We start from the raw sequence: 12,226 nt of genomic DNA, 5'->3' as shown, positions 1-12,226 counted from the left end.
TACCGCCTGAACCGCCAGTGGAAGGCCCGCAGTTGCCCCGCTCCCGTCCGCTCCGCCGGCTCCGTCGCCGGGTGCTGCTCCCCGCCGCCGCCGCGCTCGCGCTCACCGTGGCGCTCGCCGCGCCCGGCCGGGCGGCCACCCGCCTGCCCGGCCTGAGCACCTTCCCCACCGCGCTGCTCGCCTCCGCGCTCGACCCGGACGCGCCGCCGCCGGGGGCCGACGACTGGGGCTGCCGGCCCAGCCCCGCGCACCCCCGCCCGGTGGTGCTGGTCCACGGCACCTTCGAGAACGCCTTCGACAACTGGAACGCGCTCTCCCCGGAGCTGGCCGAGGCCGGGTACTGCGTCTTCGCCATCGACTACGGCGAGCAGACCCCGCACGCGCTGCTCAAGGGCGAGGCCGACATCGCCGACTCGGCGCGGCAGCTGGCCGTCTTCGTCGACCGGGTCCGGCGGACCACCGGCGCCGCGCAGGTGGACCTGGTGGGCCATTCACAGGGCGGCGGGGTGTTGCCCCGGCAGTACCTGAAGTTCGACGATGGCGCGGCGTCAGGCGATCAGGCCGAAAACAAGGTTCACAGCCTGATCGGCATCAACCCGAGCAATCACGGGACCGCGCTGGCCGGGCTGTTCACACTGGCCCGCGAGGTCGGCCTCGGCGTCGTCACCGACCAGGTGCTCGGCCCCGCCGGCGAGCAGCAGGCGATCGGCTCGGCGCTCAACACCCGCCTCGACCGGGGCGGTGACACCGTGCCAGGTGTTCAGTACACGGTGATCGCCAGCCGGGCCGACGAGGTGATCCTCCCGTACACCCAGAGCTTCCTGACCGCCGGCCCGGGCGCCACCGTGCGCAACCTGACCCTCCAGGACCTCTGCCCGACCGACCTCTCCGACCACCTCGGCTCGCCCTACGACCCGCTGGTGGCCCACCTGGTGCTGAACGCCCTCGACCCGGCGCACGCCACCCCGCCACCCTGCCTCCCGGCCCTGCCGGTGCTCGGCTGAGCCGGGGCGGGCGGGACGGGACACAGGGCGGGACGCCGGTCGGCTCATGGGGCGGCCCCGGCTCAGCCCTTCGTCAGCCCTTGATCAGGGCCAGGATCCGGGTGACCAGCTCCACCACCGGGGTGCCCACCGACCCCGCCGTGGCCGCGATCGCGCTGAGCGTCGCGAGCGCGCCGCGCCGTTCCCGGCCCGGCGCGCTGCCGGACTCCGCGGTCGCCAGCGAGTCGTCGAGCACCTGGTGCGCCCCGGCCGGCACGGCGGCCCGCAACTCCCCGACCAGCGCGCGCAGCTGGCCGAGCTCGGCCGCCAGGTCGGACGCGCCGGACCCGCGCTTGTCGATCCCGGTGTTGCCGCTGCCGCCGTGCATGTGGACGACGTCGCCGTAGTAGTTGTGGTTCTGTCCCTGGCCCTGACCGCTCATGACTTGATCCCCACGTTGCTCGCGCCCCCGTACATGTTGACGGTGTCGCCGAAGTAGTAGTGCTCGGGCTTGAAGCTGAGGCTCTGCACCATCAGGTGCAGCTCGGCCTCCGGATTCTCGATCGCGTGCGCGATGGCGCCGCCGATCCGGCGCAGCTCCTCCGGGTCCGGGGTGGTGATCAGCGCGGACGAGGAGGAGCAGGTCTCCACCGCCAACACGTAGTGGGTCGGCGCCGCGAGCACCGCGAGCAGCGCGATCGCGTACCCGACCAGGGTCAGCAGGCCGACCACCCAGGTGAGGCCCACCCAGGGATCGGTGGTCTGGCTGCCGTCGCCGTTGGTCGCCTGGAGCTTCTCCAACTGGAGCAGGAGCACCATCGCGACCACGGTGGCGCCGGCCCGCTTGAGGAACCTGAGGAACGCCTCCCAGCGGCGCGGCCGCAGCACGAAGGTGAACACCCGGGCGATGTTGTGCAGCGGGTAGGCGGCGCTGGCGATGAAGAGCAGGCGCTTGCTGATGGTCAGTGCGACGGCATTGGTTGGTGCGGCAGGTGCGCCGGGTGCGGCAGGCGCGGTCGTCCAGGGAGCCGGGCCGTCCCGGCCGGCATCGTGCATGCTGTCCCCCAGTGATCAGCCATGTGCGACAACAGAACTGACTGTCAATCAGGTCGCGTACGCTAGCGCACCCGGTGTGGCGGTGGGAATCCTTTCAACGGACGCCCAACGGACGCCCAACGGACGCCCGGGGGAGGGCCGGTCAGCCCGGCAGCCCGCGCAGCCAGGCCCGGACCGCGCGCGGCGAGGTCAGCCGCACCACGGTCAGCTGGGGGTTGGCCGCGATCCGGCGCAGGGTGCGCTCGCGGTGCGTGGCGTGCCGCGCCCAGGCCCAGCGGATCGGGTGCTCCGGGTCCAGCCAGTCCCGGAACCCCTCCCGGTTGCCGTTCCACAGCTCGCGCCGGGTCAGCGCCCGGTGCAGCGAGCGCCGCACCACGCGCTGCATGACGGTGCGCCGGGGCAGGTCCAGCCAGACGTAGGTGTCCGCCCGGGCGATCAGCACCTGCTCCAGCAGGCCGGTGTACTGGTCCTCCGTCACCCACCGCCCGGTGGCCGCGAAGGCGGACACCTCGGCCCGGAACTCGGGCCGGGGCGTCCAGTTCGGGCCGTGGTGCAGCGCGTCCAGCTCGTACCTGGGCAGGTCGAGCCGGGCCGCCAGCCGGGTGGCCAGCGTGGTCTTGCCGGCCCCGGAGACGCCGGTCACCAGGACCCGTTCCATCAGGCCTCGACAGTGCTCTCGGTAGCGCTCTCGACAGCGGCTTCGGCGCTGCCCTGGACAGCGCCCTCGACGAGGGAGATGTTGAAGCTGCCGTGGCCGATCTTGCCGTAGAGCAGCAGCCACAGGTTCAGGTACGTCTCGGTGCCGCGCGCGGTGGCCAGGCCGCCGAGGTCGGTGATCTGCTCGTCGGTCCAGCCGAAGGAGCGCAGCAGCTCGACCGCCTGCGCCTTGGCCCCCGCGTCGTCGGCGCTGACGAAGATGGCGTGCCGGCCCGGCACCTCCTGCGGACTGACCATCACCTTGATGTTGACGGTGTTGAGGGTCTTCACGAACCGCGCGCCGGGGAAGGCGGCCTGCAGGTGCTCCACCAGGCTGCCCTCGTCGGGGACGACGACCTTCGGCGGGAAGCCGGCCGAGAAGTCCAGCCAGTTGGACACGTCGATGACGGTCTTCCCGTCCAGGTTCTGCGCGCCGGCCGCGGTCAGGGCCGCCAGCGCGTGCTCCCCGGCGGTCGCGTTCAGCACCAGCTCGGCCCCGGCCGCCGCCGTCGCGAAGGTGCCGTGGGCCCCGCCGTTGGCGGCCGCCCACTCGGCCGCCTGCGCGTTGTCGGCGGTCCGCGAGCCGATCGTGACCTGGTGGCCCAGGCCCGCCAGCCGGGTGGCGAGGGTCCGGCCGACCTCGCCCGTGCCCAGTACGGCGATCTTCATCTTCTGCCTCTGTTCCGTGCTGCGGTGATCGATTGCCGCACAGATCATGGCGCGGAACGCGGACCGCCGCCCAGGTTTTTCGCCGACGGCGGACCGGCGGCACCGCAGCTCACGCCGACGGTCCGTCAGCAGTCCGGCTCGGAGCGGTCGGCCCGCTGCGAGGAGCGGTGCGACCAGGCCACCGCCGCGCTGCCGGTGACCAGCAGGGCGAGTGCGATGAGCGCCAGCGAGGCGACCGAGGCGCCGCTGTCCGGCAGCACGAGCTGGGCGGCCAGGCTCCGCGCCGTCCGGCCGAGCGGTCCGGTCAGGCCGACCGCCAGCCCGAGGGCCGCGGCCGCGCTCAGGATGCGGGCCGTGTGAGTACGAAGCCGTACCGGGCCGCGCGCCCGTCTCATCAAGCCGTTCGTCATGCCGTCACTATGGGCAGTCGATCGGCCCGGTCACCGCAATGGACGGCCACCGGGCCGCGCGGATCCCCCGGATGACGGATCGTCAGGAGCCGACGGGCCGTCGGCCGATCAGCCCCTCGGTGGTGAGCCCGTAGAAGGCCGGCAGCAGCAGGAAGACCACCGCGGCGATCACCGGCTGCACCGCCCACCCCACCAGCCCGGCCGCCAGGTAGCCGACCACGCCGGCCGCCGAGCGCACCATCCCGTGCCGGGGGAAGGACGGTTCCATCGACGCGACGTGCAGGGCCGGCGTGCGCTCCAGGTGGCGGAAGAGGAGGTACCAGCTGAGGCACATCGCCGCCGCCACGCACGCGTACAGCAGCACGGCGGTGCGGGCGTCGGAGTCGGAGAGCGAGTGCTGGAAGGCGGTGGAGACCACGGCCGTCGGGAAGGGCAGTGCGGCCGTGGTGAAGAGCAGGGACAGGTTGGCGGCGTGCAGCCCGGCGTCGGTGGAGCGCAGCCGGGTGAAGGCCTGGTGGTGGTTGAGCCAGATCACGCCGATGTAGGCGAAGGACGTGAGGTAGCCGACGTAGGCCGGCCACTGCTCCAGCAGCGCGTGGCCGAGCCCGCCCGGCGGGTGCGCGGGCGGGTGCAGGTCCAGCACCAGGATGGTGATCGCGATGGCGAAGACGCCGTCGCTGAACGCCTCCACCCGGCCGGTGTCGGCACGGCGGAACCGGGATGGCTGACTGGACATCAGACCGTCCGTTCATCGGGCCGGGCGCCCCCGCGGCGAGCGGGGGCGCCCGGGCGGCGGGCTCACTGCACGACGGCGGCGGCCGTCATCTCCCACTGCAGCAGCTCCGCGCCCTCCGGCCCGCCGGTGACGCGCTGCCCTTCGGCGCCGTTGATCCGGACGGCATCGCCGGTGCCGAGCGCGCCGGCGCCCTCCAGCTCCACGCCGCCGCGGGCGACGAACAGGTGGACGAACGGCGCGGTGGCCAGCTCCAGCGTCTCGCCCGCCCGGATCCGGGTGACGTGCAGTGCGGCGTGCTTCTGCCGGATGCCGATGGCCCGGTTGCCCGCGTGCTTGGCCATGCCGGAGGCCAGCGTCGTCCAACCGCCCCGGTCCAGCTCGCCGTTGATGTCGAGCTGCTCGTAGCCGGGCTGGATGCCGGCCGCGTCCGGAATGGTCCACATCTGCAGGAAGTGCACCGGGTCGCGGTGCTCCGGGGAGCCGTCGATGGTCCAGGAGTCGTTCTTCTCGCTGTGCAGGATGCCGCTGCCCGCGCTCATCCGCTGGGCCAGGCCCGGGTAGATGATCCCGTTGTGGCCCTCGGAGTCCTGGTGCACCAGGGCGCCGTCCAGCACCCAGGTGATGATCTCCATGTCGCGGTGCGGGTGGGTGTCGAAGCCGGTGCCGGGGGCGACGACGTCGTCGTTGGAGACCAGCAGCAGGCCGAAGTGCGTGTTGGCGGAGTCCCAGTGCCGCGAGAAGGAGAACGAGTGGTGCGAGTCCAGCCACTGGTTGCGGGTGTGGAAGCGATCCTCGGCGCGGCGGACGTCCAGTACGGAAGCCATCTCTGCGGTCCTCCTCAGGCGGTCGGTATTGTTGACAGTTCAACAATACCGTCCGTGGGGTATTCCCGGTGGTCACATCTCCAGGAGGTGCCAGGTGCGTCGGTCCTGGAACTGCAGCCAGGCCCGGTTGCCGCGGCAGACCGTGCGGCGCACCGCCGTGGTGGGCCGGGTGCCGTCCGGGAGGAGGAGCGGCGCCGTGGCCACGGGTTCGAGGAGGCCCTGCCGGCTCTCCGCGAGCGTGACGGTGTAGTGGCCGGGGACCCCTCGGGGCCGGGTGTCGGCCGCGAGGAAGGCGGCGCCGCCCTCGTCCACCAGGACGCCCGAGGCGAAGCGGACCGGTGAGCGCCGGCTCCAACGGACGCCGACGGCATCGATCTCCACCAGCGGGAACCCGGTGTAGGGGTAGGCCCAGGCCAGGTCCGCGCCGACGTTGAGGGCGTAGCAGTCGACCCAGCTGCCGGGGCCCACCGGGTCGGAGGTCGCGTACCAGGCGGGCTCGCCGGCGCCGGTCCAGCGGATGAGCCCGGGCAGCGGCATGGTCATCCGCGGGACGGGACCGGTGGCTGTGGCACCGGCCCGTCGCTGGCTGACGGGCGGCCGAGCGCAGATGACGGCCTCGTCCCCGTAGCCGATCCAGATGGTGCCGTTCAGGTCGGTGAGCAGGTGCTGGATGTCGTCGCCCGCGTGGAAGGTCCGCAGCACCGCGCCGTCGTCGCCCACGACGAGTGCGTTGTGGGGGATCTCCCGCTCAAGGTCCTCGAAGGTGGCGGCAGGCGGCCCGGAGGGCAGGCGGCAGCGGGCGGAGGCCAGCACGAAGCCGCCGTCCAGCGAGTCGATCCTGGGGAAGTGCAGGTCGAGGCCGGGCAGCTCCACCTCGTGCACCTCGGTGCCGTCCGCGACCACGACGAGCGCGTCGTAGCGCGGTCGTTGCTCCGGCGGCACGCGGCGGGTGCAGGCGGCCTCCGGCGGGGCGAGCAGGGTGACGGCACGTCCGAGCGCGTCGACGGTGGCTGCCGCGACCTCCCACCCGCCGTAGCGGTCGGGCAGTCGGGCGTACGGCTGGAGGCGAGGGGGAGTCGCGGTCACGGGTGTGCCTCCGGGGAGTCGGCCGCCAGGGCGCGCCGGATCAGGGCGTCCGCGCCGCCGCCGCGCGCGCACGGGCCGGTCAACAGCTGGTGGGCAGGTCGCCCTTTCGCGTGGTCATGACGCGGATGCTGCCCGCAGCGGTGGAACCGTGCAACCGAATTCCCCGGTTGCGGAGCCGGGCGCGAGCCCGGGGGCCGACGCCTCCTCAGGTCCGGGTCGCCACCGCGAAGATCCGGCGGAACGGGAAGACCGTCCCGTACGGCGCGGCCGGGTAGGCCTCGCGCAGCAGCGCCGCGTACTCGGCGGTGAACGCCTCCCGGTCGGCCGGGGTGGGCAGGCGGGTGAGGGCGGGGCGCAGGGCGGTGCCCTTGGTCCAGGCGAGCACCGGGTCGGGGCCGGTGAGCAGCATGCTGTAGGTGGTCTCCCAGACGTCGACGGTGCAGCCGGTGGCGGCCAGTGCGGCCAGGTACTCCTCCGGGCGGTGGACGTCGGCGGTGCGGGCCAGGTCGCCGAGCGCGTCCCGCCAGCGCGGGCTGCGGCAGAGCTCGGCGAGCAGGGTGTGGCTGGGTGCCTCGAAGTTGCCGGGCACCTGGAAGGCGAGCGTGCCGCCGGGGCGCAGTGCGGCGATCCAGCGCGGCAGCAGGTCGAGGTGGCCGGGCAGCCACTGGAGCAGGGCGTTGGCGGCGATCAGGTCGGGGCGGGCCGGCGCCGGGTCGTGCTCGCGCAGGTCGGCGAGCAGGTAGTCGGCGCTCGGCTCGCCCTCGGTGCGGGCGGTGTCGAGCATCTCGGGGGAGGAGTCGATGCCGGTGATCCGGGCCCCGGGCCAGCGCTCGCGCAGCACGGCGGTGGAGTTGCCCGGCCCGCACCCCAGGTCGAGGATCCGGGCCGGGCTGCCGGCGGGGTGGGGCTGCGGCTCGGGTACCCGGGCGAGCAGCTCGCGCAGCGGGCGGGTGCGCTGGTCGGCGAAGCGCAGGTACTGCTGGGGGTCCCAGGAGGGGGTGGTGGGCACGGGCACGGCACGGCCTCCAGATATCTTGACGTCAAGAGACTTCGGTCGGGTCCAGCATGCCATCAGATCTCTTGATGTCAAGATAGTTCGGCGAGGGGGCGGGTCTGCGCCAGCGTCGGGTAGTCGGTGTACCCCTCCGCACCACCCGAGTACATCTGGTGCCCGCGCGGCTCGTTCAGCGGCGCGCCGGTGCGCAGCCGCTCCACCAGGTCCGGGTTGGCCAGGAAGCCCCGGCCGAAGGAGATCAGCTCGGCCCCCGCCGCCAGCAGCCGCTCCGCCGCCGCCCGGCCGCCGTCCGCCGGCAGTGGCGCGCCCCAGCCGAGGTCCGGATTGGCGATCAGGGTGCCCGGCCAGTCCGCCCGCAGCTGCCGGAAGACCGGCGAGTCCGGGTCGGCGAAGACCACGTGCAGGTAGGCCGGGCCCTCCTCGGCCAGCGCGGGCACCAGGGCGCGGTAGAGCTCGGCCGTGTCGCCCTCGTCGATCCCGTTGCCGGAGAAGCCGGGCGACACCCGCACCCCCACCCGCTGCGGACCGACGGCCGCCACCACCGCGCGCACCACCTCCCGCACGAAGCGGATCCGGTTGGCCACCGGGCCGCCGTACCCGTCGGTGCGCCGGTTGCTGCTCGGCGCCAGGAACTGGTGCAGCAGGTAGCCGTTGGCCGCGTGCACCTCCACCCCGGCGAACCCGGCCGCCACCGCGTCGCGGGCGGCCCGCGCGAAGTCCGCCACCGTGGCGTCGATCTGATCGACAGTCAGCTCCAGTGGCACCACGGCCGGCCGGTGCCCCGAGGCGGTGTGCACGGTGTCCGGCAGCGCGACCGGCGAGGGCGCCACCGGGAGCAGCCCGCTGTTCTCCGGGTGGCCGATCCGGCCGCCGTGCTGCAACTGCAGGAACATCCGCCCACCCGCCTGCCGCACCGCCTCGGTGACGGTGCGCCAGCCGGCCAGGTGCTCCGGGCGGTGGATGCCGGGGATGTGGGCGTAGGTCTGGCCGACCGGGTTCGGCGTGGCGGCCTCGGCGACGATCAGGCCGGCCGAGGCGCGCTGCGCGTAGTAGGCCGCCATCAGCGGGGTCGGGGTGCCGTCGGCGGCTGCCCGGGTGCGGGACATCGGAGCCATCACCAGACGGTTCGGCAGCCGCAGGCCGCCCAGGTCGGCGGGCTGGAACAGGGCGCTGGAAGGAGAGTTCGTGGTCATGCGAAGACCGTAGAAGCTACCATCACTGTCAGGTTCAAGAGGCTTCAAGAGGCTTCGAGCGGGAGTTCCAGGGACGGGGGAGCGGAATGCGGATCGGTGAACTCGGGCGGCGCACCGGCGTCAGCGAGCGCTCGCTGCGCTACTACGAGCAGCAGGGGCTGCTCTTCGCGGACCGCACGCTGGGCGGCCACCGGGACTACCCGGAGGGCGCGGTGGACCGGGTCGTGCTGATCCAGGAGCTCTTCGCGGCCGGCCTGCACAGCAAGCGGATCGCCGAACTGCTGCCCTGCATGCGCGACTCCGACGGTGGCCCGAACGAGCGCACCACCCCGCGTCTGGTCGAGAGCCTGGAGAGCGAACGCTCCCGGCTGGACGCGCAGATCGCCGACCTGCTGCGCTCCCGCGAGGTGCTCGACGAGGTGATCGTCACCGCCTCCGGCGCGCCCCGGCTGACCGCCGTCGACGGCGAGGCGGCCTCGACGGGCTGAGCGCCCGTCAGGTGATGACGCTGCGTCAGGGGGCCCGGAAGAACCGCGGGAAGGACGGCGCGAGCCACGGCCGGCGGCCCCAGGCCAAGGTCCGCCCGCGCAGCATCGCCTGAGCCGGCGTCATCCGGCCCAGCGCGAGCAGCAGGAACGCCACCGGCTCGCAGTGGATCCCGCAGTCCGGGCGCGGCAGCGGCCGCTCGCTCACCCGGGCCACCCCGTCCGCCAGCGTCACCCCGAAGCGCGGCCCGCCGCCGCGCAGCACGATGGTGAACCGCGCCCGCAGCCCGGCCGTGGTGCGCGGATCCACCACTCGGGGGATCGCCGTGAGCAGGAACGGCACCGACAGCTCGACCCGCTCCCGGTCCACCATGTGCGGCCGGCGCAGTGCCCGGGCCAGGTCGTAGCCGTGGCCCAGCTGGTGCACCAGCAGGTAGGAGCCGAAGGTGCCCAGGTCCATCGGGCCCATCGGCGTGGTCACCGGCTCGGCCGCGTCGCGCCCGGCCACCGCCGCCGCGAACGCCGCCGCCTGCTCCTCGATCACCTCCGCCAGCACCGCCGGGTCGCGCTCCGGGTAGGCCAGCAGCGACTCCTCGTTGGCCGCCGCCAGCCCGCCCGGGGTGCCGTCCCCGTACGGGCGGTCCGCGCCCGCCGCGATCTGCGCCATCAGCCGGTTGGCCATCGCCAGGTGGGCCGCCGCCTCGCCCACTGACCACCGTGCTCCCGGGATCCGCGCCCGCGGGTCGGCGCCCTCGCGCAGCAGCCGGCCGATCGCTTCGGCGGTGGCGGTGTTCGCGGCGAGCAGGCGCTCGGGCACCCGGTCGGGCACCCGCTCGGGGGTCTGTGCTGTGGTCATGGAGTGGAGGGTGCGGCATCCGGGGCGGCCCTGTCCAGGGTGCGGACGGCCCGAAATCCGGGTGACGCACCGTCAGCCGGTCGGTACGTTTCGTCGCAGGTGGTGCGGGTGCAAACGGGAGGAGACCGGCGTGGCAGGCGGGAATCAGGGCGACTGGGTGGCCGCGGCGGCGGACCGGGTGATCGCCGAGGCCGAACGCCGCGGCACCGGGGGCACGTTGGTCTGCGCCTCCGGGATCAGCCCGTCGGGGCCGGTCCACCTGGGCAACCTGCGCGAGATCATGGTGCCGCACTTCGTCGCCGACGAGCTGCGCCGGCGCGGGTTGGACTGCCGCCACATCCTCAGCTGGGACGACTACGACCGGCTGCGCAAGGTGCCGGCCGGCCTGCGGCTGCCCGACTCCTTCGCCGAGCAGCTCGGCCGGCCGCTCTCCGCCGTGCCCGACCCGTGCGGCGAACACGCCAGCTGGGCCGAGCACTTCAAGGCCCCGCTGCGCGCCGCGTTGGCCGAGCTGGGTGTCGAGCTCACCGAGATCAGCCAGACCGAGCAGTACACCTCGGGCGCCTACCGGACGCAGATCACGCACGCGATGCGCGAGCGCGCCCGGATCGACGCCGTGCTCGGGCGGCACCGCACCGCCGCGCCGTCCGGCGAGCCGACCAGTGCCTACTACCCGTACAAGCCGTACTGCGCGGCCTGCGGGCGGGACACCACCACCGTCGAGTCCTTCGACCCGGTGAGCACCGACACCGCCTACCGCTGCGCCTGCGGGCACCGCGACGTGATCCGGCTGGCCGAGGCGGACGGCGGCAAGCTGGTCTGGAAGGTGGACTGGCCGATGCGCTGGGCCCACGAGGGGGTGGCCTTCGAGACCGGCGGGGTGGACCACTCCTCGCCCGGCTCCTCCTTCACGGTCGGCTCGCAGCTGGTCCGCGAGGTGTTCGGCGGGCACCCGCCGGTCTACCTGGGCTTCAGCTTCGTCGGCAGCAGCGGGACGGCCAAGCTGTCGAGCTCGGCGGGCGGCGCGCCGACCCCGGGGGAGGCGCTGCGGATCCTGGAGGCCCCGCTGCTGCGCTGGATCTACGGGCGGCGCCAGCCCCGGCAGGCGATCACCGTCGCCTTCGACCAGGAGGTGCTGCGGCTCTACGACGAGTGGGACGCGCTCGGCCGCAAGGTGGCCGCCGGCACCGCCGAGCCCGCCGAGGCGGCCGCCCGCGAGCGCGCGGTCGGCACCGCCGCCGGGCCGCTGCCGGCCACCGAGCGCCCGCTGCCGTTCCGGCTGCTCGCCTCGGTCGCCGACCTGACCGGCGGCGATCCGGCGCAGACCCTGCGGATCCTGCGCGAGGTGGGCGCGGACCGGCCGCTGGACTCGCTCGACCAGGCCCGCCCGCGCCTGGACCGCGCCCGCGCCTGGGTGGACGGCCACCTGCCGGCCGCCGAGCGCACCCGGGTGCGCACCGAGCCGGACCGGGAGCGGCTGGCCGCGCTGACCCCGGGGCAGGGCGCGGCGCTCGACCTGCTGCTCGACGGGCTGGCCGGGCACTGGTCCCTGGACGGCCTGACCGCGCTGCTCTACGGCATCCCCAAGCGCCTGGCCGGCCTGGAGCCGGACGCCCCCGCCACCCCGGAGCTGAAGCGGGCGCAGCGCGAACTGTTCGTCCTGCTGTACGAGTTGCTGGTGGGCCGGGCCACCGGTCCGCGGCTGCCCACGCTGCTGCTGGTGCTGGGCCAGGAGCGGATCAAGGAGCTCATTACCCGTCAGTAAAATGGTACCTTCGCGCCCATGACGACTCTTGAGGATGACAAGACCGCGATAGACCAGCTGGTCGCCGAGTTCTTCGGTGCCTTCGACAACCGGGCCGGCGGTCCGGCCGACGTCGGGCGGCTGCGCCGACTGATGCTCCCGGGCGGGGTGATCGTCGCCACCGGCGAGAAGTACTCCGCCTTCACCGTCGAGGAGTTCGTCGGGCCGCGCGAGCTGCTGCTCTCCGACGGCCGGCTGGTCGGCTTCGCCGAGTGGGAGACCTCGGAGCAGACCGAGCTGATGGGCGACGTCGCCTGCCGGTTCGGCACCTACCGCAAGTCCGGCACGCTGAACGGCGAGCCCTACGAGGGCGGCGGCCACAAGACCTTCCAGCTCGTCCGCACCCCGGACGGCTGGCGGATCGCCGCCTTCTCCTGGTACGACCACGACTGATCGGGGGCTGGGGTCCGCCG

At 73.9% G+C, this 12,226-nt stretch carries 15 protein-coding genes; 4 read left to right on the top strand and 11 right to left on the bottom strand.

Annotated elements, in window-relative coordinates; genetic code table 11:
- The first annotated feature begins 32 nt into the window (after window positions 1-32).
- Window positions 33-1,004: an esterase/lipase family protein gene (locus tag FHX73_RS32495; RefSeq protein WP_246214022.1), complete on the top strand. Its 972-nt coding sequence runs from the start codon at window positions 33-35 to the stop codon at window positions 1,002-1,004.
- A 73-nt stretch (window positions 1,005-1,077) separates the two neighbouring features.
- On the opposite strand, the gene FHX73_RS32490 is transcribed toward FHX73_RS32495, so the two are convergent.
- The 10 genes from FHX73_RS32490 to FHX73_RS32445 form a co-directional block, all read right to left on the bottom strand.
- Entirely contained in the window at window positions 1,078-1,425 is a 348-nt protein-coding gene (locus tag FHX73_RS32490; RefSeq protein WP_145909526.1) for a hypothetical protein, read from the bottom strand.
- On the bottom strand, window positions 1,422-2,039 hold the full coding sequence (locus FHX73_RS32485; protein ID WP_145909525.1) for a DUF6232 family protein: 618 nt from the start codon (window positions 2,037-2,039) through the stop codon (window positions 1,422-1,424). The genes FHX73_RS32490 and FHX73_RS32485 overlap by 4 nt, the downstream gene beginning before the upstream one ends.
- Before the next feature lie 142 nt (window positions 2,040-2,181).
- Window positions 2,182-2,697, bottom strand: coding sequence for a P-loop NTPase family protein (locus tag FHX73_RS32480; RefSeq protein WP_145909524.1), 516 nt, complete (start codon window positions 2,695-2,697; stop codon window positions 2,182-2,184).
- Window positions 2,697-3,404 carry an NADPH-dependent F420 reductase gene (locus FHX73_RS32475; protein ID WP_145909523.1) on the bottom strand — a complete coding sequence of 236 codons (708 nt, stop codon included), beginning with the start codon at window positions 3,402-3,404 and terminating at the stop codon, window positions 2,697-2,699. The genes FHX73_RS32480 and FHX73_RS32475 overlap by 1 nt, the downstream gene beginning before the upstream one ends.
- A gap of 125 nt (window positions 3,405-3,529) precedes the next feature.
- Window positions 3,530-3,814, bottom strand: a complete 285-nt coding sequence (locus FHX73_RS32470; RefSeq protein ID WP_145909522.1) for a hypothetical protein — start codon at window positions 3,812-3,814, stop codon at window positions 3,530-3,532.
- Between the two features lie 82 nt (window positions 3,815-3,896).
- Entirely contained in the window at window positions 3,897-4,550 is a 654-nt protein-coding gene (locus tag FHX73_RS32465; RefSeq protein WP_145909521.1) for a TMEM175 family protein, read from the bottom strand.
- A 62-nt stretch (window positions 4,551-4,612) separates the two neighbouring features.
- On the bottom strand, window positions 4,613-5,374 hold the full coding sequence (locus tag FHX73_RS32460) for a pirin family protein (protein WP_145909520.1): 762 nt from the start codon (window positions 5,372-5,374) through the stop codon (window positions 4,613-4,615).
- Window positions 5,375-5,446: 72 nt separating this feature from the next.
- On the bottom strand, window positions 5,447-6,460 hold the full coding sequence (locus FHX73_RS32455; RefSeq protein WP_145909519.1) for a hypothetical protein: 1,014 nt from the start codon (window positions 6,458-6,460) through the stop codon (window positions 5,447-5,449).
- Between the two features lie 205 nt (window positions 6,461-6,665).
- Window positions 6,666-7,469, bottom strand: a complete 804-nt coding sequence (locus FHX73_RS32450; RefSeq protein WP_246214051.1) for a trans-aconitate 2-methyltransferase — start codon at window positions 7,467-7,469, stop codon at window positions 6,666-6,668.
- A gap of 77 nt (window positions 7,470-7,546) precedes the next feature.
- Window positions 7,547-8,668, bottom strand: a complete 1,122-nt coding sequence (locus FHX73_RS32445) for an oxidoreductase (RefSeq protein WP_145909517.1) — start codon at window positions 8,666-8,668, stop codon at window positions 7,547-7,549.
- Between the two features lie 86 nt (window positions 8,669-8,754).
- Here FHX73_RS32445 and FHX73_RS32440 point away from each other — a divergent pair, with 86 nt between their 5' ends.
- Window positions 8,755-9,156 carry a MerR family transcriptional regulator gene (locus FHX73_RS32440; RefSeq protein WP_145909516.1) on the top strand — a complete coding sequence of 134 codons (402 nt, stop codon included), beginning with the start codon at window positions 8,755-8,757 and terminating at the stop codon, window positions 9,154-9,156.
- Between the two features lie 25 nt (window positions 9,157-9,181).
- Here FHX73_RS32440 and FHX73_RS32435 read toward each other — a convergent pair whose 3' ends face one another.
- Entirely contained in the window at window positions 9,182-10,009 is an 828-nt protein-coding gene (locus FHX73_RS32435) for a maleylpyruvate isomerase family mycothiol-dependent enzyme (RefSeq protein ID WP_145909515.1), read from the bottom strand.
- A 130-nt stretch (window positions 10,010-10,139) separates the two neighbouring features.
- Here FHX73_RS32435 and lysS point away from each other — a divergent pair, with 130 nt between their 5' ends.
- Window positions 10,140-11,774 (top strand): lysine--tRNA ligase, encoded by a 1,635-nt coding sequence (gene lysS, locus FHX73_RS32430; RefSeq protein WP_246214021.1) that lies wholly within the window; start codon window positions 10,140-10,142, stop codon window positions 11,772-11,774.
- A gap of 18 nt (window positions 11,775-11,792) precedes the next feature.
- Complete coding sequence (locus tag FHX73_RS32425; RefSeq protein ID WP_145909513.1) at window positions 11,793-12,206, top strand: YybH family protein; 414 nt, start codon at window positions 11,793-11,795, stop codon at window positions 12,204-12,206.
- Window positions 12,207-12,226 lie beyond the last annotated feature (20 nt).

Source organism: Kitasatospora viridis (assembly GCF_007829815.1).
Lineage (GTDB): Bacteria > Actinomycetota > Actinomycetes > Streptomycetales > Streptomycetaceae > Kitasatospora > Kitasatospora viridis.
This window is presented reverse-complemented; position numbering and strand designations above follow the sequence as displayed.